Below are 19,887 nucleotides of genomic sequence, written 5' to 3'. Positions count from 1 at the left end.
TCAACAGTTTTCGTGGCCTAAGAGCGGCAGACAGTTTTACGCGATTAACCGCTTCGCGGCAAGTCCGGTATGAAAAGGGCGGCCATTTTTCCGGCCGCCCCCGCACTTACGCAATCCGCAATTCGTGCTTGATCGGTGACAGAGAAATTTTCACCGGCACCGACTTCGAGGTTGGCGTGCCGCTGATGTCGCCGAAGCTGGATAACGGCACCAGCGGGTTAGTTTCCGGATAGTAGGCGGCCAGATTCCCGGCAGGAATATTGTACGGCACCAGCTTGAAGCCATGCACTTTACGGGTGATGCCGTCGTTCCACACGGTTTCGATATCGACATTATCACCGGCGGCAAAGCCCAGTTTTTCCATATCCTGCGCATTGATAAACAGCACCTCGCGCTGGCCGTAAACGCCGCGATAACGATCGTCCAGACCGTAAATAGTGGTGTTGTACTGATCGTGCGAACGCAGAGTTTGCAGCGTGAACGGCACCTCGTCATCCAGCTCAGGGAACAGGGAGACGGGCAGCGCTGCGTTGCTGAACTGCGCCTTCTCATGCAGGGTATTAAACCGCAGTTCCGCCGCGGCGTTACCGAGATAGAAGCCGCCCTTGATATCGCATTTCGCGTTGAAATCCGCGAAGCCCGGAATGGTGGCAGCGATATGGTCGCGGATCAGATTGTAATCCGCCGCCAGACCCAGCCAGTCGACCTTCTCGTTGCCCAGCACCGCGTTAGCGATACCGGCGACAATCCAGGTCTCAGAACGCTGGGTATCGGCAATCGGCTTGCCCACGCCTTCAGAGGCATGCACCATGCTGAACGAATCTTCCACGGTAATAAACTGTGGACCAGTTGCCTGAATATCCTGCTCGGTACGGCCCAGCGTAGGCAGGATCAGCGCGTCTACCGCGCCCGGGCAGAGGTGGCTGCGGTTGAGCTTAGTACTGATCTGCACGGTCAGGCCACAGCGGCGCAGCGCTTCTTCGGTACGCGGGCTGTCCGGCGCGGCGGCCGCCAGGTTACCGCCCAGGGCGATCAGTACCTTGATTTCATCGCGCAGCATCGCTTCCAGCGCTTCAACGGTGTTGTGGCCGATTTCACGCGGTGGCTCGAAGCTGAAATGCTGGCCCAGGCTGTCGAGGAATGCCTTAGGCGGCTTCTCGTCAATGCCCATTGTGCGGTTGCCCTGCACGTTACTGTGTCCGCGCACCGGGCAAAGGCCCGCACCTTTTTTACCCAGCTGACCAAACAGCAGCTGCAGGTTAACGATTTCACGCACCGTATCCACGGAGTGTTTGTGCTGAGTGATACCCATCGCCCAGGTACAAATCACCCGGTCGGCGCTCTGATAAATCGCCGCCGCTTCGCGGATCTGCTGCTCGCTGAGACCTGACTGCTGGACGATCTGCGACCATTCGGTGGCATCCACTTCGGCCAGATAGGCCTCAACGCCTTCGGTTTTGGCATTGATAAACGCTTCGTCAAACAGGCCTTTTTCACCGGCGGCAACCAGCGCGCGGTGATTTTCCGCCAGTACTTTCACCATACCGCGAACGGCGGCCATATCTCCGCCCAGATTCGGCTGATAGTAGGTAGAACTGATCTGTCCGGCAATACTGGTCACCACTTCCAGCGGTTTCTGCGGGTCGGCAAAACGTTCCAGCCCACGCTCGCGCAGGGTATTGAAGGTGACAATTTTAGCGCCGTGATCGGCGGCGTGGCGCAGGCTGTGCAGCATACGCGGGTGGTTGGTTCCCGGATTCTGGCCAAAGACGAAAATCGCATCGGCATGATCGAAATCATCAAGGCGAATCGTACCTTTACCGACACCGATGCTACGCTTCAGGCCGCTGCCGCTGGCCTCGTGGCACATATTTGAACAGTCGGGGAAATTGTTACTACCGTTCATGCGGCCAAACAGCTGATAAAGCCAGGACGCTTCATTGCTGGCGCGGCCAGAGGTGTAAAGCTCCATCTGGTGTGGATTGTCCATTGCCTTGATGTGGCGGGCGATCAGGGCGAACGCATCGTCCCAGCTTATTGGCTCGTAGTGGTCGGTCTGACGGTTATAGCGCAGGGGTTCGGTCAGGCGACCCTGGTACTCGAGGAAATAGTCGCTCTGCTGATACAGCGAAGTCACGCTGTATTGCGCGAAGAAGTCGGCACCAATATTGCGGCGGGTGGCTTCCCAGGTGACCGCTTTGGCCCCGTTTTCGCAGAAGCTGAAGGTACTTTTATTATCATCACCCCAGGCGCAGCCGGGGCAGTCGAAGCCTTTTGCCTTGTTCATGCGCATCAGGTTGCGCATGTTTTTTAATACTTGTTTGCTGTCGAAGACAAAACGGGTGGTGGCTTCCAGTGAACCCCAACCACCGGCCGCAGCCTGGTAGGGTTTAATCGCTTCTTTAAATTTCATGATATGCAGGCTTATGTTGGAATGATGTTAAGAAGTTATGACTCCTTTTGCATTAGTGTGATAGCCAGTGTGGGAATTGTCTAATTGATTGCAGCGATGGAGCGATAGTTAGTATTTATCGCGAAATTGTTAAAACTGTGATGCTGTTCAAATATTAACCGCCGATTTTTCCTTCATGCACGGCGTTCCCTCCGCTGTCGTCTAATACTTAGCGTTCACCAAGCCGCGCGGGAGAGGCCAGATGAAAAAGTTTGCCAGCAGCGTACATGCCTTTGGTAAAGCGCTGATGATGCCGATTTCGGTCATTGCAGCCGCCGGGATTTTCCTTGGCGTGGCGGCGGCGATGCAGAATCCGGCGATTACCGGTGAAGCGTTTGCCGCGATGCAGGTGCCGCAGCTGATTATCGGTTTTATCCGCAAGGTCGCGGGCGCGCTATTCGCCAACCTGCCACTGCTTTTTGCCGTTGCCAGCGCGATTGGCCTGGCAAAAGCGGAAAAACCCACGGCGGCGTTTGCCGCGACGATTGGCTTTATTACGATGCACGTTGGCGTCAGCGCTACGCTGGCGGCGAAAGGACTGACTGCCACCACCACGACCGCCCAGGCGCTACAGGCGCAGGGTATGGACCAGACTCAGGCGATGATGACGGCGGCGGAATATATCCAGATGCTGGGCATTTTCACCTACAACATGAGCGTGCTGGGCGGGGTGATTGCCGGGCTGCTCACTGCGGTGATCCATAACCGCTGCTACACCGTTCAGCTGCCCACGGCCATCAGCTTCTTCGGCGGGCGGCGCTTTGTGCCGATTGTTACTGTACTGGTGCTGCCGCTGGTGGGCGTGCTGTTGGCGGCGATCTGGCCAACCATTGGACTTGGCATTGCATGGGTCGGTGAACTGATCGGCAAAAGCGGGCAGTACGGCGCGTTTCTTTACGGCACCAGCGAGCGCTTGCTGATCCCGACCGGGCTGCACCACATCCTGAACGAAACCGTGCGTTTTACGCCGATTGGCGGCATTGCCACCGTTGACGGCCAGACGCTGGTGGGAGCGTTGAATATCTTTAACGCCTCGCTGACCCATCCCGGCAGCGTGCCCGATGAAACGGTGCGGGAAGCTACGCGTTTTCTTGCCCAGGGCAAAATCCCGGTAATGATGTTTGGCCTGCCCGCTGCCGCGCTGGCGATTTACCATGCGGCACGGCCTGAACATAAGCAGCGCGTCAAGGCGCTGATGCTGGCCGCCGCGCTGACATCCTTCACCACCGGCATCACCGAGCCGCTGGAGTTCTGCTTTATCTTCGTTTCACCGGTGCTCTACATCCTGCATGCGCTGCTCAGCGGCCTGTCGTTTATGCTGATGTCGCTGTTCCATCTGATGATTGGTAACGTGCAGGGCGGGGCGATCGACCTGGTGGTGTTCGGTATCCTCGGCGGCAAAAAAACCGCCTGGTGGTGGAGCATCGCGCTGGGGCTGATTTACATACCGGTCTATTACTACAGCTTCCGCTTTATTATTCAGCGCATGCGGGTAGAAACCCCGGGGCGTGAAACGGAAGAAGAGGACGCGACGCCGCAGGTGGAAGCCGCAGAGCGGATCAAAGTGATTATCAGCGGTCTGGGCGGTGCGGAAAATATTGAGGATGTAGACTGCTGCTTTACCCGCCTGCGCGTTCGGGTAAAAACGATGAAAGAGGTGGTGGATGCCACGCTGATGAGCACCGGGGCGAACGGCGTAAACCGCGTCAGCGATACGGATGTGCAGGTGATCTATGGCCCGCAGGTGGAGAAAATTGCCGGAGAGGTGAAGAGCGCGCTGGGCATCGCCTGAAACTCAGACGTCATTAACCGGAAAGGTTGTGTTTGTACCTGGAATATGACCTCGTTATAATTTCGAATAATATTTAGTCTTAACTCTTTGTGGAATAGAAAAAATAGACATTAAGCAGTTAATTTACCTCTGTAATCTGGAGCGCGAACGCCACTTTGGTCGCGCTGCCGAGGCCAGTTTTGTCAGCCAGCCGACCCTTTCAATGCGCCTGAAAAATCTGGAGCGCGAGCTGGGTCTTTCGCTGATCAACCGCAGCAATAACTTTGACGGTTTTACGCCAGAGGGCGAGCGTGTGCTCTCGTGGGCGCGGGAAATCGTTTCGGTTTATCAGGGGCTGAAGCTGGAAGTGGAATCGCTGAAGCACGGTGTCAGCGGTACGCTGCGCATCGGCGTGGTGCCGCAGTGCAGTATTTCCCTGCCACAGCTGCTGAAGGCGGTTTCCGATCGTTATCCCCAGCTCGATTATCGCATCGCGGTGCTCAGCGCCGACCAGCTGCTGGAAGCGCTGAACAGCCATACGGTGGATGTCGGTATCGGTTTCTTTGAGCTGGCCACGCTGCGTGAACTGCACTTCCAGGCAGAGATGCTCGACGATCGCGGGGTTGAGGTGATCTGGCATCCGCAGCACTTCCCGCAGTTGGCCGGAGACACACCGCTGGCTCTGGAAGAGATGGGTTCTCTGCCGTTGTGTCTGGCCGACCGCACGCGCTATTTCCGCCGCTATCTGGACAGCCATTTCCTTGCTGCGGGGCTGAATCTGCGTGTGGTAATGGAAACAACCTCTATCTTCCAGTTAATTCAGGGCGTGCAGGTGGGGCTGGGCTGCCTGATTTCCCCGGTCGGGCATCTGATCCCGGAAAGTATTGGTGAACTGTGCCGACGTCCGCTGCTGATGCCGCCGATGTCGCGCCACGGCGCGGTGGTCATCGCTGAGCCTGGACGCGCCACGCCGCTGGCGCAGCATTTCTTTGATGAGGTCAGGCACCTGCTGGTCAACTGACAGCAGGCCGGTAACATCGCTTACTGGACTTCAGCGTGCTATCAGCCCGGAAATGTCTCCTGCTGAGCTTCGGTACGGATATCAGGTCTGCGGTATCTGCGGTTGAACACAACGATCGCCATCAGACCTGCATCAATCCTCTGAGATATTAATGATTCTCAACGCTGACCGTGCCCAGGCTCTGCATCAGGCGGTTTGACCAGCTGGCGGCGGCCACGCTCAGGATCACATCGAAAATCTCAGCGGTCGATAAACCGGCCTCGCGCAGCGGCTGCAAATGCGCCGCGCTAAAACGTTCGGGAACGCGCGTCAGCTGGGTGGCCAGCAGAATGATCGCTTTCTGCCGCTCAGTGGCGATGCTTGATGCCTGGTCGACATTTTCCCACAGCGCATCGCGCAGTTTTCCTGCCGGATAGTGAGCAAAGCAAATGCTGCTGCCGTTGATACGTGCAGTGACCGCGGCGGCAAGGGCGGTATCGTCCGACGCGTGCTGTTTTTCCAGCGCCGACAGCAGATGCCCCCAGCCGTTCAGCACATCGCCATCCTGCGCCAGCAGCCAGACAAAGCTTTCAGGCTTAATCAACGGTAGACAGAAGGTCAGCGCTTCCAGCTGATCGGCGGCAGCGTAGCGCGGTTCCAGCGGCGCTAGCGCGGGCTGCCATGCTCCGGATGGAAGCGAAGCCGCGTCGGGCGGTACGCTAACACCCGGCATCCAGCGTACCGGCAGCGCCATCAGCGCGTGAATACCCGCCACGACCCGCGCCTGGTAGCTGACGAAGCCGATAATCTGGCTGAAGGTAATGATGTCGGGTGCGGTTAATCCCACCTCATCCAGGCGCTGAAGCGCCGCAGAATCAATCAGCGTCGGCTGCCCGGCAAGCTGGCGGGCGTATTCTGTGATCTGCGTTAAGCGACGATTGCTTTCGCGTGATGAATCCGGCCCAGGCAGCGGATTCAGGCGCGCCGCATAGTGGTTGCACAGGCGCTGAATGCCCGTCACCTGCGCGACGGTCAGCGCGGTACTGATGCGATCGTACAGCGTCAGGGTATGCGTCAGGCTGGTGGACAGCTGGCTGGGAAACAGCAGCTGATACAGATCGCGTGACGCCAGATGCAGCGGTTGCGCGCGCTGCACGATAGTCTTTAATTCTCCTTCCGCCTGCTGGGTCAGACCAAGTAAAAAACGGTCTGTAATATCGGCGGCCTCAGGCACCAGCGCGCTACGCTGAGCGGGCAGACTGGTCTGGGTTTCATGATACCAGTGGCTGTTGCCGGGAAAACGGCGTTGTTCCATGGTCATTCCTTTTCAAGTTAACTGACCGTCGGTGCCGTTAAGGTCAAACACACCGCCGATCTGAAGGGCATGAATATCCTGACGTAAGCGCTGTGGCGAGCAAAATAATGATCGGTGCTATTAAATAGCTGGAAGATATAAGGGCTTAGAAACAGCAGGGACACCGGAGCGGCGCGGCAGGCCCACCGCGCGCGTCCGAAACGTCTTTTATGAAAGGGAAGATGAAGACTTAACGATCTTTGCGCCAGGCGTCAGCGGTCAGTGGCTCACCAAAATGGCTGGTGATAAGACGCTTAGTCAGTTCATGCAGCGGGCAGGCCAGCACGTCGGCGGTGCTGCCGCGCTCAACCACTTCCCCCTGATGCATTACCAATACCTGATCGCTGATGTGTTTCATCATGCCGAGGTGCTGAGTTACATAGATGTAGGCGATGCGATGCCGGTCCTGCAGTTCCAGCATCAGATTAATCAACTGCGAACGCATCGACATATCCAGCGAGGCCAGCGCCTCATCGGCAATAATCACCCGGGGCTGTAGGATCAGCGCGCGGGCCAGGCCGATACGCTGCTTCTGTCCCGGGGCCAGCATATGCGGGTAGTAGGCGGCGTGATCGCGCAGCAGTCCGACCTGGCGCAGCGTGGCAATAATTCGCCTCTCCCGCTCTTCGGCATTCAGTTCGGTATTGAGCCGCAGGGGCAAATCCAGAATCTGGCTGATGCGCTGACGAGGATTCAGCGAGTTAGACGGGTCCTGGAATATCATGCGTATACGCTGACTGCGATAGCCGTAATCGCCGTATTCCAGGGCATGATCGTCAATCATCATTTCGCCGGAGGAGGGTTCAATCATCCCGCTCAGCATTTTAGCCAGCGTTGACTTACCCGATCCGTTTTCACCGATAACCGCCAGCGTCTGGCCCTCGCGCACGGTAAAGCTGACGTCTTTCACTGCCTCAACGTGCTGACGGCGAAACAGCCCGGTGCGATAGCGGTAGGTTTTACTGAGGTTGCGCACTTCCAGCAGCGTTTCGTCCATTACTGTTGCTCCGTATTCAGCGGGAAGTGGCAGGCGTACAGATGATTCTTTGAGCCGCTCAGCCGCGGGGTTTCAATACAGGTACGCTGCGCGTAGGGGCAGCGCGGGCCAAGACGGCAGCCAATCGGCAGATGCTCCAGCGACGGAATGGCACCCGGCAGCGTATTCAACCGGCTTTTGTGCGGTAGCGAGCGGCCAAAGTCCGGCATCGCGCGGATCAGCGCTTGGGTATACGGATGGTGCGGCGCGCTAATCAGCTCTTCGCTGACCGCCGTTTCCACCGTCTGGCCGCAGTACATCACGTTAATCTTATCGGCCCAGTGGCTCAGCATCTGCAGGTCGTGGCTGATGAGCAGAATGGTGGTGTTGTTATTCTGATTCAACCTGGAGAGCAGGCGGAAAATCTGCGCCTGGGTGGTTGGCTCCATGGCGTTAGTGGGTTCGTCGGCAATCAGCAGGCGCGGCTGGTTGGCAAGCGCGATGGCGATCATCACCTTCTGACACTCGCCGTCGGTCAGCTCGTAGGGGAAGCTGCGCATAATATCTTTATGATCTTTAATACCGACCCGGTGCAGCAGCTCAATCGCCCTGTAGTGACGCCAGCGAAAACGCTGATACCAGCGGCCTTTCCAGGTTGAACCGGGAATAGCCTGCTTGAGCTGGGTGCCAATGCTCTCCGACGGATCGAGACAGGACTGCGGTTCCTGAAAAATCATCGACACGTTCTGGCCAACGATTTTACGCCGCTCGCGGGGGGAGAGATGCAGCAGATCGATATCATCGAAGCGCATACGGTCAGCGGTAATCCGCCAGTTATCCTTGGTTACGCCGCAGATAGCTTTCGCAATCAGGCTTTTACCCGAGCCGGATTCGCCCACCAGCCCGCGAATTTCGCCTTCGGTCAGCGTGATGCTGACGCGGTCGACAGCCTTGACCGGGCCATCTGCGGTCATAAATTCAATGGTCAGATTTCGAATATCGAGCAGCGGCATTATTCGACTCCCGCAACGATGGCCCGGCGTACGCCGTCACCCAACAGGTTGACGATCAGTACACAAAGCATAATCGCTGCGCCGGGTAACATCACGGTCCAGGGCGCAACATAAATCAATTCGAGGGAATCCCCCAGCATTGCTCCCCATTCCGGCGAAGGCAGCTGTGCGCCGAGGTCGAGAAAGCCCAGTGCAGCAATATCAAGGATGGTCATCGACAGCGCGCGGGTAAACTCGCTCACCAGCAGCGCAAGAATATTCGGTAAAATCGCGTGCCACAGAATATCCAGGTTGCTGGCTCCGTCGAGCCGGGATGCCACCACGTACTCTTTTTCCAGCTCATCGTGTACCGCGCTGTAAATAGCGCGTACCAGCCTCGGCAGGATCGCCAGAAACACCGCCAGCATGGCATGTTCCAGCCTTGGTCCCATAAACGCGACGACGATGATCGCCAACAGCAGTGAAGGTATGGAGAGCAGGGTATCCAGCACGTGGTTCATCACCGCCGAACGCAGGCCGTGCGTTAACCCCGCCAGTACCCCAAGCAGCATGGCGCACACTGCGGCGGCCAGGGTAATGACAATCGCCGATCCCACGGTGGGCGCCGCGCCGCTCAGCATGCGGCTGAGCAAATCACGACCCAAATCGTCGGTGCCGAGGAAGAAGGAGACATCGCCGTAGCGCGACCAGGACGGCGGCAGCAGCTGATAGCCGAGGAACTGCTGGTCGATGCCGTAAGGCGCAATCAGATTGCCAAAGATGCACAGCAGCAGCACGGCACCAAAACTGTACAGGCCAATCATCGCCGTGGTGTCATGATAGAACAGCCGCCACGTGTGGCGCAGCGGGCTGGGTGGGCGCTTCTCTGAATAGATATTATCTGAGGGCATACCATTCCTTATGCTTCAGCGGGTTGGTCATCGCCCCGAGGATATCGGCCAGCACGTTCACCGCGATCACCAGCGCGCCGACCACCATCACCCCGGCGGAGATCGCCGCGTAATCCTGCTGCCGAATGGCGTTAATCAGCCAGCGGCCCAGGCCAGGCCAGCTGAAGACCATCTCGGTGATCATCGCCAGCGTCAGCATAGTAGAGAACTGCAGCCCGAGACGCGGGATCACCGGCGGTACGGCGTTATGCAATACGTGGCGGCGAATAATGGTGAACAGCGACAGCCCTCGCGTGGCGGCTGCCTTAACGTAGTTCTGCTCCATCACTTCGCGGGTACTGATGCGCAGCAGGCGGATCACCTCGGTGGTGGGAGCAACTGACAGTGCGGCAACCGGCAGGATCATATGGGTGAGGGCGCTGACAATCATCTCATGTCGCCATGGTGAATCCGAAAGAAACGCATCAATCAGCGCGAAGCCGGTAATATTTTTCACCGGGTAAAGCAGATCGAAACGCCCGGACACCGGCAGCCAGCCGAGATTGAGCGAGAAAAACAGCGTCAGCAACAGCGCCAGCCAGAACACCGGCAGGGAGAAACCCAGCAGCGCAAGGGCGCTCAACAGCTTGTCCTGCCATTTGTTACGCATCACACCGGCAACAATACCCAATGGGATACCTATCAGCATGGCCAGCGCAAAGGCCATAAAACACAGTTCCAGCGTGGCGGGAAACACCTCACGCAGCTGCTGGTTAATCGACTGGCCGTTAATGCTGGAAACGCCAAAATCCAGATGCAGAATGCCTTTAAACCAGAAGGTCCAGGCATCGATCAGCGATGCGCCCTGCAGCGGGGCATGGGGGGTAAAATAGCTCAGGCTGAAGCCGATCAGCGTCAGCATAAACAGAGTCACAATAAACAGCACCAGCCGGCGCAGCGTATAAATTATCACGGTGAAGTCTCCTCACCGTTGTCGCGATGGACGCCGGCGAATGACGCATTGCCAAACGGACTGAGTACCAGTCCTTTAATATCATAACGATAGGCCTGCAGGCGGAGTGAATAGGCCAGCGGCAGCACCGGCAGCTCTTTTGCCAGCAGCGCCTGGGCGCGATCGTAGTAGTCGATACGGGTGGCGAGCTGCTGGGAAAGCAGCGCCCGGTGCACCAGATCGTCGAACTCAGGATTGCACCAGTGAGCGTAGTTGGTTTGCGATGCGATAGCCGCACAGCTCAGCAGCGGCCGGAAGAAGCTGTCGGGATCGTTACTGTCGGTAGACCAGCCTGTGAGGGTCAGATCGTGGTTCATCTCCATCAGGCGTGCTTCCTGGAAGCGGCCATCAACCTGAACAATGGTGACCCGCACGCCAATCTGCGCCAGATCGGCCTGTAGCAGTTCCGCCGTTTTCATCGGGCTGGGGTTCCACGCCTGCGATGCGGAAGGCACCCACAGATTGAGATGCAGATTTTCGATCCCCAACGCTTTCAGCGCTTCGCGGGCCTTTTGCGGGTTGTAGGGGGTAATGCGCGCATCGGTGTCATAGGCCCAGGAGGCGCGCGGCAAAATCGAGGCGGCGGTTTCCGCCGTACCGTAAAAAATCGACTCCATCAGGCGTTCATTATTAATCCCCAGCGCCAGCGCCTGGCGCACTTCAGGGCGATCGAGCGGCGGCTTGCGGGTATTGAAGGCCAGATAGGCGGTATTCATCCCCGGGCGCAGCGTCAGGCGCAGACGCGGATCGTCACGCAGAATGGAAAGCTGGCTGGCGGCGGGATAGGCCAGCACATCACACTCGCCGGTCAGCAGCTTGGACAGGCGGCCGGTGCCGCCAGCGCCGAGATCGATCACCACCTGCGACATGCGCGGGGTGCCTTTCCAGTATTTTTCGTTACGCTGCAGGCGAATGTACTGCCCGGCGCGATACTCGCTGAGCATAAACGGCCCGGTGCCGACCGGCTCGCGGTCCATCTGCTCCTGGCGATCGCTTTTGGTCAGCTTATCGGCGTATTCCGCCGAAAGGACGGGCGCATAGTGGGTGGCGAGGTGCCACAGAAACGAAGCATCCGGGCTGTTCAGGCGGATCTCAACGGTATTTTTATCCAGTTTTTTTACGCTTTGTACCGCGTCGGAAAATTGCAGACTGTCGAAGTAGGGATAGCTGCCGCCGTTAATGTTATGCCAGGGGTGCTGGCGATTGAACACACGATCGAAACTGAAGACCACATCATCGGCGTTCATCGGCCTTGTTGGCGTAAACCAGGCGGTTTTCTGGAAGTCGACCTTCTGGCGCAGGTGGAAGCGATAGGTCGCGCCGTTATCCAGCACTTCCCAGCTTTCGGCCAGCTCGGGGATGAGCCGATAGGTATAAGGATCAACATCCAGCAGGCGGTCGTAAAACTGCGCGGCCAGCGTGTCCACCACCAGCCCGCCGCTGGCCATCTGCGGATTAAAGGTGTTCATCACGCCGTTAACGCAGTAGACAAACCCGCTCTGGCGGATATCGCCGGGCGTTGCCGACCACGCCTGGGCACTGAAAACGCCGAGGCTGAGTAAGAGGGTGGAAAATAGTTTGCGCATAATTCGTCTGATATTTAAGGCATAAGCAGAGTGTACCGCACTCTCGTCGTAAGGCTACAGCCCGGCAGGATAACTGACGGCTAATTCGCCAGCAAAAGAGCATACTGTTATCAGGGGCGTTCAAAATACACCCAATATCACTGCGGTAATGAGAAAAATTCTCAACAAAGTGCTTTACAGAAAGAAGTGAGAATGATTATTATTGCCCTGCGCTTCACCGGTGGCTCTACCGGAGAAGAGCACGACATTGCTCACATTGCTTCCAGTATTTTTCAGCCCACCTTGAGTGGGCTTTTTTTTGTCCGTTATTCATCCCCGCTGATGGCGTGCTTCTTCAGCATTGCACGCAGCTGATGGTAGCTGACCCCCAGCAGCTCTGCCGCCCGGCGCTGGTTGAAGCGCGCCTGAGCCAGGCTTTTTTCAACCAGCGCGCGCTCCTGGCGCAGCTGCCAGTGACGCAGGTCAAAAGGCAGGTCGGGCAGGGCATCGCCTTCGCTTGCTGCAAGCTGATCCACCGGCGTTGTTTTACTGAACGGGTTGATAATGATGCTATCCAGCAGCCGTTCGCTGTCCGCATGGCGATACACCGAACGTTCCACTACGTTTTTTAGTTCGCGTACGTTGCCGGGCCAGCCGTAAGCCAGCAGCTCCTGCTGCGCGCCGGAGGAAAAACCGGGGAACAGCGGCAGGCCGAGTTCGCGGCACATCTGCATAGCGAAGTGCTGCGCCATCACCAGAATATCGCTGCGGCGCTCGCGCAGCGGCGGCAGCTGCACGACGTCAAACGCCAGCCGGTCGAGCAGATCCGCACGGAATTTCCCCTCCTGCGCCAGCTGAGGAAGGTCGTCGTTGGTTGCGCACACCAGCCTCACGCTGACCTGCAGCGGCTGACTGCCGCCAACGCGCTCAAGATGGCCGTATTCAATGACCCGCAGCAGTTTTTCCTGCACCAGCATGGGTGCCGTCGCCAGCTCATCCAGAAACAGCGTGCCGCCGTCGGCGCGCTCAAAGCGTCCCAGATGGCGCTTCTGCGCGCCGGTAAACGCACCGGCCTCGTGGCCGAACAGCTCGGAGTCCAGCAGATTTTCATTCAGCGCCGCGCAGTTCAGTGAAATAAACGGCCCCTGCCAGCGGGCTGACAGATAGTGCAGGCGGCTGGCTATCAGCTCTTTCCCCGTGCCGCGTTCTCCCACCACCAGCACCGGTTTATTCAGCGGTGCGAGTCTGGATACCTGCTCCAGCACTTCCAGAAAGTTGTTTGACTCACCCAGCAGGGTATCGGAACGATCGCTCATAATGAAATTCACCAGGATTTAGCGAGATTAACCAATCTAAAGTTTAGCCTGGCGGCTGTAAATACGCCTGGGCATTAAAAATCAATAACATAAAAACTGGCACGCCTTTTGAATAGTGTATCCCCGTACCGCACGATCAACGTGTTTAAACGGCAGACGCCGGGATCTTATTGAAGAGGATTTTATTATGGGAATTTTTTCTCGTTTCGCCGACATCGTGAACGCCAACATTAACGCGCTGCTGGAAAAGGCCGAAGATCCACAGAAGCTGGTTCGCCTGATGATTCAGGAAATGGAAGATACGCTGGTGGAAGTGCGTACCACCTCCGCCCGCGCGCTGGCCGAAAAGAAACAGCTGCTGCGCCGCATTGACCAGGCGGAAACCCAGCAGGCGGAATGGCAGGATAAAGCCGAGCTTGCACTGAGCAAAGATAAAGAAGATCTGGCGCGCGCCGCGCTGATTGAGAAGCAAAAACTCACCGACCTGATCGCCGTGCTGAATCAGGAATCCGGCCAGGTGGAAGAGAGCCTGACCCGCATGAAAGGCGAGATTGGTGAACTGGAAAACAAACTGAATGAAACCCGCGCGCGCCAGCAGGCGTTGACCCTGCGTCATCAGGCGGCTTCTTCTTCTCGCGACGTTCGTCGCCAGCTGGACAGCGGTAAAATTGATGAAGCGATGGCGCGTTTTGAGTCATTCGAACGCCGCATCGACCATATGGAAGCGGAAGCCGAAAGCCACAGCTTTGGTAAAAAGAAAACGCTCGACCAGCAGTTCGCTGAACTGCAGGCGGACGATGAAATCAGCCAGCAGCTGGCGGCCCTGAAAGCTAAAATGAACCGCAGCGAGTAAGCCAACCGTCAACGGGCCTGTATTAAGGAGAATCAATGAGCGCGTTATTTCTTGCCATACCGTTAACTATTTTTGTGCTGTTCGTCGCGCCGATCTGGCTGTGGCTGCACTACAGCAACCGGCAAAACCGCGGCGGCGACCTGTCGCAGGGCGATCTGCAACGACTGCAACAGCTGACCGGCGATGCGAAAAAAATGCGTGAGCGCATTCAGGCGCTGGAAGCGATTCTCGACGCCGAGCATCCGAACTGGAGGCAGCCATGAACCACCGCCATAAGCTTTACCGTATTCCGCAGCAGGGCAAGTTAAAGGGCGTCTGCGCCGGGATTGCCAACTATCTGGATATTCCGGTGCGGCTGGTACGGGTGATTGTGGTGTTGTCGATGTTCTTCGGGCTGTTTGTCTTTACCCTGGTGGCCTATGCCGCACTGGCTCTGGTGCTGGATGAAATGCCGCAGAGCGAACTGGACAACCAGCCGCCGCTGAATGCCTCTCAGCTGCTGGATGAGCTTAGCCGCGAACTGCGCGGCGGCGAGCAGCAGCTGCGTGAGGTGGAGCGCTACGTCACGTCAGAAACCTTTACCGTGCGCAGCCGCTTCAGCCAGCTTTGATCGTGTCTACTCACGTGGAGAAAACTATGCGTCACGGGAAATCGACCCTGCGTCATCAGGCCGCACCCGCGCTAAAAAAGGTGGGGAAATTTATTCTGATTAGCGCCATCACCTACGGCCCGGCAGGCCTGAGTGGCTGGGCGGTAAAATCCGTGGCGCGTAAACCGCTGAAAATTCTACTGGCGTGGGCGCTGGAACCGCTGCTCCGCCGCGTGATGCGTGGAGCTGTAGCAAAATGGGTGAAATCGGCCCGCTAGCGCCAGTGTGTTAAACTAAGGACAATCAAACACCTGAGGTAAGCTGGCCCCTGATGAAACGACTGCAAAATGAATTGATGTCGCTGGTGAATCGCGGCGTGGATCGCCATCTGCGCCTCGCCGTTACCGGCCTGAGCCGCAGCGGTAAAACCGCTTTTATCACCTCGCTGGTTAACCAGCTTCTGAATGTGAATACCGACGCCCGACTGCCGCTGTTTACCGCCGTGCGCGAGCAGCGGCTGCTGGGCGTGAAGCGCGTGCCGCAGCGCGATCTGGGCATTCCCCGCTTTACCTATGATGAAGGGCTGGCGCAGCTGCACGGCACGCCGCCGGACTGGCCGACGCCTACCCGCGGGGTCAGCGAAATGCGCCTGGCGCTGCGCTACCGCTCGCGCGATTCGCTGTTGCGCCATTTTACCGATGCCTCCACGCTGTACCTTGAAATCGTCGACTATCCCGGCGAATGGCTGCTCGATCTGCCGATGCTGGCGCAGGATTACCTTAGCTGGTCACGGCAGATGACCGGGCTGTTACAGGGCGACCGTGCCTTGTGGTCGCAGAAATGGCAGCAGCTGTGCAGCGGTTTGGACCCGCTGGCCCCGGCGGACGAAAACCGGCTGGCGGAGATCGCCGCAGCGTGGACCGAATATCTTCAGCGCTGCAAACAGGAAGGGCTGCACTTTATTCAGCCCGGCCGCTTTGTGCTGCCCGGCGAAATGGCCGGTGCCCCTGCGCTACAGTTTTTCCCTTGGCCGGACGTCGCAGAGGGCGGTGAAACCCGGCTGGCGCAGGCGGATGCCGCCAGCAATATCGGCATGCTGCGCGCGCGTTATCAATACTACTGCCAGCACGTGGTGAAAGATTTCTACAAAAATCATTTTCTGCGCTTTGACCGCCAGATTGTGCTGGTTGACTGTTTACAGCCGCTGAACAGCGGCCCGCAGGCGTTTAACGACATGCGGCTGGCGCTGACTCAACTGATGCAAAGCTTCTCCTACGGCCAGCGCACGCTGTTCCGCCGGATGTTCTCCCCGGTGATTGATAAGCTGCTGTTCGCCGCTACCAAGTCCGATCACGTTACCGCCGATCAGCACGCCAACCTGGTGTCGCTGTTGCAGCAGCTGGTGCAGGACGCCTGGCAAAACGCGGCGTTTGAAGGCATCACCATGGACTGCGTGGGGCTGGCCTCGGTGCAGGCGACGCAGAGCGGCTACGTTGAGCATCAGGGCGAAAGCATCCCGGCATTACGCGGTCACCGGCTGACCGACGGTGTTCCGTTAACCGTCTATCCGGGCGAAGTACCGCCCCGTCTACCCGGCAGCGCCTTCTGGCAGCAGCAGGGTTTTCATTTTGAGCAGTTCCGTCCGCATGCGCTGGATATCGACAGACCGCTGCCGCATATCCGTATGGATGCCGCGCTGGAATTTTTACTGGGAGATAAGCTGCGATGAATACACCGATTAAACCGCGCATGGATTTTGCCGAACCGCTGGCCAAAGAGCAGGCGACGGTCCTGCGGCAGCAGCAGGAATTTGCTGAACAGCAGGATCGGTTTATTGCGGTAGAGGCGGAAGTTGACGTGCAGGAAGAGAGCGCGGGAGAGCTGGCGGTGGAAGCCGCGCTGCGGCCAAAACGCAGCCTGTGGCGTAAAATGGTTACCGCCGGGTTGGGCCTGTTTGGTATCAGCGTGGTGGCGCAGGGCGTGCAGTGGACTCATCAGGCGTGGATTGCGCAGGACTGGATTGCCCTCGGTGGCAGCGTGGCCGGCGGGCTGATTGTTGCCGCCGGTGCCGGTTCGCTCATCGTGGAGTGGCGTCGGCTTTACCGCCTGCGCGAGCGGGCGACCGAGCGCGATATCGGCCGCGAATTGCTGCACAGTCACGGAATGGGTAAAGCTCGCGCTTTCTGCGAAAAGCTGGCACAGCAGGCCGGGCTGGACACTGGCAACCCGGCGTTACAGCGCTGGCAGGCTTCGCTGCACGAAACACACAACGATAGCGAAGTGGTGGCGCTCTATGCCCGGCTGGTGCAGCCGCAGCTGGATCGCCAGGCGCGGCGAGAAATCAGCCGCTGCGCTGCTGAATCGACGCTGATGATTGCCGTCAGCCCGCTGGCTCTGGTGGATATGGCCTTTATTGCCTGGCGCAATCTGCGGCTGGTGAACCGTATCGCCCAGCTGTACGGCATTGAGCTGGGTTATCTCAGTCGTCTGCGCCTGTTTAAACTGGTGCTGCTGAATATTGCATTCGCCGGGGCATCGGAGCTGGTGCGGGAAGTGGGTATGGACTGGATGTCGCAGGATCTGGCAGCCCGGCTGTCAGCGCGTGCCGCACAGGGCATTGGTGCGGGGCTGCTGACCGCGCGCCTCGGTATTAAAGCCATGGAGCTTTGCCGCCCGCTTCCCTGGCTGGAAGATGATAAGCCGCGCCTGGGCGATTTCCGCCGTGAACTGATAGGCCAGCTAAAAGAAAGCCTGAAGCGGTCGCCCGATCGCGAAAAATGACACGGCTGATTACAGTCGCTGTCAACTTTTCCTGACAGAATGCTTCTGAGTGGCCGCGGGATAGCGTATTATTGTGACAGTGCCAGACACCGCAACAATAAGGGTTTACATCCATGCGTCTCGAAGTATTTTGCCAGGACCGAATTGGTCTGACCCGTGAACTGCTGGATCTGCTGGTAGAACGCAGCATCGATCTACGCGGTATCGAAATTGCCGCTATTGGCCGCATCTACCTGAATTTTTCCACCATCAGCTTTGAACAGTTCAGTCAGCTGATGGCGGAAATTCGCCGCATCCCTGGTGTGACCGACGTGCGTACGGTCGCATTTCTGCCTTCCGAGCGCGAGCATCGAGCACTGAGCGCGCTGCTTGTTGCTCTGCCCGAGCCGGTATTCTCCATTGATTTAAAAAGCAAGGTTGAGCTGGCAAACCCGGCGGCGCAGTCGTTATTCGATCTCAATGAAGAGAAAATGCGTAATTACAGCGCGGGTGCACTTATCCCCGGCTTTAACTTCCAGCGCTGGCTGGAAAGTGAGCGCATTGAGGCGCAGGCGCACCATGTCGTGCTACAGGGGCGAGACTTCCTGATGGAAGTGACGCCGATCTATGCCCGTGACGATGAAAATAATGCCACCACGCCTGCCGGTGCGGTGGTTCTGCTGAAATCGACAGCCCGCATGGGGCAGCAGCTGCAAAACCTGGCGGTGAATGATGACAGCGAATTCCAGCATATTGTTGCCGTCAGCAGCAAAATGCGCCAGGTCATCGATCAGGCGCGCAAGCTGGCGATGCTGGACGCACCGCTGCTGATTGTTGGCGATACCGGCACCGGTAAGGATATGCTGGCCCGCGCCTGCCATCTGCGCAGCGCTCGCGGTAAAAAGCCGTTTCTGGCGCTGAACTGTGCGTCGCTGCCGGACGATGTGGCTGAAAGCGAGCTGTTTGGTCACGCGGCCGGTGCCTATCCGAACGCGCTGGAAGGGAAAAAAGGCTTCTTCGAGCAGGCCAGCGGCGGTTCGGTGCTGTTGGATGAGATCGGTGAAATGTCACCGCGTATGCAAACCAAACTGCTGCGCTTCCTGAACGACGGCACCTTCCGCCGCGTGGGCGAAGAACATGAGGTACACGTGGATGTGCGGGTGATCTGCGCCACCCAGCGTAACCTGATGGAGCTGGTTCAGCGCGGGGAATTCCGTGAAGATCTGTTTTACCGGCTGAACGTGCTGACGCTGAATCTGCCGCCGCTGCGCGACCGCCCGCAGGATATCCTGCCGCTCACTGAAATGTTCGTTGCCCGCTTTGCGGATGAACAGGGCATGGCAAGGCCGAAACTGTCGCCGCAGCTGAACGGGTTCCTGACGCGTTATACCTGGCCGGGAAATGTGCGTCAGCTGAAAAATGCGCTGTACCGCGCGCTGGCCCAGCTGGAGGGCTATGAACTGCGGCCACAGGATATTGCGCTGCCGGAGTATGCGATGGAAATGCCGCTGGGTGATGATGCGATTGAAGGCTCGCTGGATGAAATTACCAGCCGCTTTGAGCGCTCGGTGCTGACCCGTCTTTATCTCTCCTATCCCAGCACGCGCAAGCTGGCGAAAAGGCTGGGCGTATCGCACACCGCGATTGCCAATAAACTGCGTGAATATGGCCTGAGCCAGAAGAAAACGGACAGCGAGTAGTCGGGAAACAACAAGAAGGCCAGCCGGACGGCTGGCCTGCAACACAGTTACTTCAGTGCAGCCAGCGCCGCATCGTAGTCTGGCTCGGTGGTGATTTCATTCACCAGCTCGCTGTACAGCACGTTGTCCTGCTCATCCAGCACCACTACCGCACGGGCAGTCAGACCGGCCAGCGGACCTTCAGCAATTGCCACACCGTAGTCTTTCTTGAACTCGCCGCCGCGCAGGGTGGACAGAGTCACCACGTTGCTCAGGCCGTCAGAACCGCAGAAGCGGGACTGAGCGAACGGCAGATCGGCAGAAATGCACAGCACCACGGTGTTGTCCAGGTCGTTAGCCAGCTGGTTGAATTTACGCACTGACGCCGCGCAAACGCCGGTATCAATACTTGGGAAGATATTCAGCACCTTACGTTTACCTGCGTACTGCGAAAGAGAGACATCGGCAAGGTCTTTCGCGACCAGGGTAAAGGGTTTCGCGCTCTGGCCTGGACCAGGGATTTGGCCGTCAACGGAAACCGGGTTACCCTGAAAATGTACGGTCTGAGACATAGACTATCCTTTTAATGTTAATGGTGTTTAAACGCTTTCAGTGTATGTCATGCTGAAGCTATGAGACAGTAAAAAACGATAACAAAATTAAAAGCCCAGGGCATAT

18 protein-coding genes are annotated in these 19,887 nt (G+C 57.8%); 9 read left to right on the top strand and 9 right to left on the bottom strand.

What is annotated here, in order from left to right:
• Positions 1-106: 106 nt before the first annotated feature.
• On the bottom strand, positions 107-2,413 hold the full coding sequence (locus IBT46_RS02445; RefSeq protein WP_200543716.1) for an FdhF/YdeP family oxidoreductase: 2,307 nt from the start codon (positions 2,411-2,413) through the stop codon (positions 107-109).
• 241 nt (positions 2,414-2,654) lie between these two features.
• Between IBT46_RS02445 and IBT46_RS02440 the strand changes: the two genes are divergently transcribed.
• Together IBT46_RS02440 and IBT46_RS02435 are read left to right on the top strand one after the other, a co-directional pair.
• Positions 2,655-4,244, top strand: a complete 1,590-nt coding sequence (locus IBT46_RS02440; protein ID WP_200543714.1) for a PTS transporter subunit EIIC — start codon at positions 2,655-2,657, stop codon at positions 4,242-4,244.
• 103 nt (positions 4,245-4,347) lie between these two features.
• Positions 4,348-5,244: a LysR family transcriptional regulator gene (locus IBT46_RS02435; RefSeq protein WP_200544344.1), complete on the top strand. Its 897-nt coding sequence runs from the start codon at positions 4,348-4,350 to the stop codon at positions 5,242-5,244.
• 148 nt (positions 5,245-5,392) lie between these two features.
• Here IBT46_RS02435 and IBT46_RS02430 read toward each other — a convergent pair whose 3' ends face one another.
• The 7 genes from IBT46_RS02430 to pspF form a co-directional block, all read right to left on the bottom strand.
• A complete protein-coding gene (locus IBT46_RS02430; protein WP_200543712.1) occupies positions 5,393-6,538 on the bottom strand; it encodes an oxidoreductase in 1,146 nt (381 codons plus the stop codon).
• A gap of 229 nt (positions 6,539-6,767) precedes the next feature.
• A complete protein-coding gene (gene sapF / locus IBT46_RS02425; protein WP_200543710.1) occupies positions 6,768-7,574 on the bottom strand; it encodes a putrescine export ABC transporter ATP-binding protein SapF in 807 nt (268 codons plus the stop codon).
• A complete protein-coding gene (gene sapD / locus IBT46_RS02420; RefSeq protein WP_200543708.1) occupies positions 7,574-8,566 on the bottom strand; it encodes a putrescine export ABC transporter ATP-binding protein SapD in 993 nt (330 codons plus the stop codon). The genes sapF and sapD overlap by 1 nt, the downstream gene beginning before the upstream one ends.
• Positions 8,566-9,456, bottom strand: coding sequence for a putrescine export ABC transporter permease SapC (gene sapC / locus IBT46_RS02415; protein ID WP_200543705.1), 891 nt, complete (start codon positions 9,454-9,456; stop codon positions 8,566-8,568). The genes sapD and sapC overlap by 1 nt, the downstream gene beginning before the upstream one ends.
• A complete protein-coding gene (gene sapB, locus IBT46_RS02410; RefSeq protein ID WP_105594715.1) occupies positions 9,443-10,408 on the bottom strand; it encodes a putrescine export ABC transporter permease SapB in 966 nt (321 codons plus the stop codon). The genes sapC and sapB overlap by 14 nt, the downstream gene beginning before the upstream one ends.
• The gene (gene sapA, locus IBT46_RS02405; protein ID WP_200543704.1) at positions 10,405-12,033 is read right to left on the bottom strand and encodes an ABC transporter substrate-binding protein SapA; all 1,629 of its coding nucleotides are present in this window, start codon (positions 12,031-12,033) and stop codon (positions 10,405-10,407) included. The genes sapB and sapA overlap by 4 nt, the downstream gene beginning before the upstream one ends.
• A 305-nt stretch (positions 12,034-12,338) precedes the next feature.
• Positions 12,339-13,328 (bottom strand): phage shock protein operon transcriptional activator, encoded by a 990-nt coding sequence (gene pspF, locus IBT46_RS02400; RefSeq protein WP_200543702.1) that lies wholly within the window; start codon positions 13,326-13,328, stop codon positions 12,339-12,341.
• A gap of 187 nt (positions 13,329-13,515) precedes the next feature.
• Between pspF and pspA the strand changes: the two genes are divergently transcribed.
• The 7 genes from pspA to tyrR all read left to right on the top strand — a co-directional run bounded on the left by pspA (position 13,516) and on the right by tyrR (position 19,230).
• Positions 13,516-14,181, top strand: coding sequence for a phage shock protein PspA (gene pspA / locus IBT46_RS02395; protein WP_200543701.1), 666 nt, complete (start codon positions 13,516-13,518; stop codon positions 14,179-14,181).
• Positions 14,182-14,216: 35 nt separating this feature from the next.
• Positions 14,217-14,444, top strand: coding sequence for an envelope stress response membrane protein PspB (gene pspB, locus IBT46_RS02390; protein WP_105594712.1), 228 nt, complete (start codon positions 14,217-14,219; stop codon positions 14,442-14,444).
• On the top strand, positions 14,441-14,791 hold the full coding sequence (gene pspC / locus IBT46_RS02385) for an envelope stress response membrane protein PspC (RefSeq protein WP_105594711.1): 351 nt from the start codon (positions 14,441-14,443) through the stop codon (positions 14,789-14,791). Before pspB ends, pspC begins: the two co-directional genes overlap by 4 nt.
• Before the next feature lie 26 nt (positions 14,792-14,817).
• Positions 14,818-15,048 carry a phage shock protein PspD gene (gene pspD, locus IBT46_RS02380; RefSeq protein WP_200543699.1) on the top strand — a complete coding sequence of 77 codons (231 nt, stop codon included), beginning with the start codon at positions 14,818-14,820 and terminating at the stop codon, positions 15,046-15,048.
• Positions 15,049-15,101: 53 nt separating this feature from the next.
• Positions 15,102-16,499: a YcjX family protein gene (locus IBT46_RS02375; protein ID WP_200543697.1), complete on the top strand. Its 1,398-nt coding sequence runs from the start codon at positions 15,102-15,104 to the stop codon at positions 16,497-16,499.
• Complete coding sequence (locus IBT46_RS02370) at positions 16,496-17,551, top strand: YcjF family protein (protein WP_200543695.1); 1,056 nt, start codon at positions 16,496-16,498, stop codon at positions 17,549-17,551. The genes IBT46_RS02375 and IBT46_RS02370 overlap by 4 nt, the downstream gene beginning before the upstream one ends.
• 113 nt (positions 17,552-17,664) lie before the next feature.
• Positions 17,665-19,230: a transcriptional regulator TyrR gene (tyrR, locus tag IBT46_RS02365; RefSeq protein WP_200543693.1), complete on the top strand. Its 1,566-nt coding sequence runs from the start codon at positions 17,665-17,667 to the stop codon at positions 19,228-19,230.
• A 47-nt stretch (positions 19,231-19,277) separates the two neighbouring features.
• On the opposite strand, the gene tpx is transcribed toward tyrR, so the two are convergent.
• Complete coding sequence (tpx, locus tag IBT46_RS02360; RefSeq protein WP_200543691.1) at positions 19,278-19,781, bottom strand: thiol peroxidase; 504 nt, start codon at positions 19,779-19,781, stop codon at positions 19,278-19,280.
• Positions 19,782-19,887: the final 106 nt, after the last annotated feature.

The sequence above is a fragment of the Erwinia sp. S38 genome (assembly GCF_016624545.1).
GTDB classification, from domain to species: domain Bacteria; phylum Pseudomonadota; class Gammaproteobacteria; order Enterobacterales; family Enterobacteriaceae; genus Erwinia; species Erwinia coffeiphila.
The sequence above is the reverse complement of the archived record's forward strand: the minus strand, read 5'-3'. Positions and strand labels throughout refer to the sequence as shown.

Bases quoted from the DNA above. Each gene is read 5' to 3' on its own strand.
- IBT46_RS02370 (WP_200543695.1), top strand. From the start codon at position 16,496: ATGAATACACCGATTAAACCGCGCATGGATTTTGCCGAACCGCTGGCC.
- tyrR (WP_200543693.1), top strand. From the start codon at position 17,665: ATGCGTCTCGAAGTATTTTGCCAGGACCGAATTGGTCTGACCCGTGAA.
- IBT46_RS02375 (WP_200543697.1), top strand. From the start codon at position 15,102: ATGAAACGACTGCAAAATGAATTGATGTCGCTGGTGAATCGCGGCGTG.
- tpx (WP_200543691.1), bottom strand. From the start codon at position 19,781: ATGTCTCAGACCGTACATTTTCAGGGTAACCCGGTTTCCGTTGACGGC.
- IBT46_RS02440 (WP_200543714.1), top strand. From the start codon at position 2,655: ATGAAAAAGTTTGCCAGCAGCGTACATGCCTTTGGTAAAGCGCTGATG.
- pspD (WP_200543699.1), top strand. From the start codon at position 14,818: ATGCGTCACGGGAAATCGACCCTGCGTCATCAGGCCGCACCCGCGCTA.
- sapF (WP_200543710.1), bottom strand. From the start codon at position 7,574: ATGGACGAAACGCTGCTGGAAGTGCGCAACCTCAGTAAAACCTACCGC.
- sapD (WP_200543708.1), bottom strand. From the start codon at position 8,566: ATGCCGCTGCTCGATATTCGAAATCTGACCATTGAATTTATGACCGCA.
- pspB (WP_105594712.1), top strand. From the start codon at position 14,217: ATGAGCGCGTTATTTCTTGCCATACCGTTAACTATTTTTGTGCTGTTC.
- pspC (WP_105594711.1), top strand. From the start codon at position 14,441: ATGAACCACCGCCATAAGCTTTACCGTATTCCGCAGCAGGGCAAGTTA.
- IBT46_RS02430 (WP_200543712.1), bottom strand. From the start codon at position 6,538: ATGGAACAACGCCGTTTTCCCGGCAACAGCCACTGGTATCATGAAACC.
- pspA (WP_200543701.1), top strand. From the start codon at position 13,516: ATGGGAATTTTTTCTCGTTTCGCCGACATCGTGAACGCCAACATTAAC.
- sapA (WP_200543704.1), bottom strand. From the start codon at position 12,033: ATGCGCAAACTATTTTCCACCCTCTTACTCAGCCTCGGCGTTTTCAGT.
- sapC (WP_200543705.1), bottom strand. From the start codon at position 9,456: ATGCCCTCAGATAATATCTATTCAGAGAAGCGCCCACCCAGCCCGCTG.
- pspF (WP_200543702.1), bottom strand. From the start codon at position 13,328: ATGAGCGATCGTTCCGATACCCTGCTGGGTGAGTCAAACAACTTTCTG.
- IBT46_RS02445 (WP_200543716.1), bottom strand. From the start codon at position 2,413: ATGAAATTTAAAGAAGCGATTAAACCCTACCAGGCTGCGGCCGGTGGT.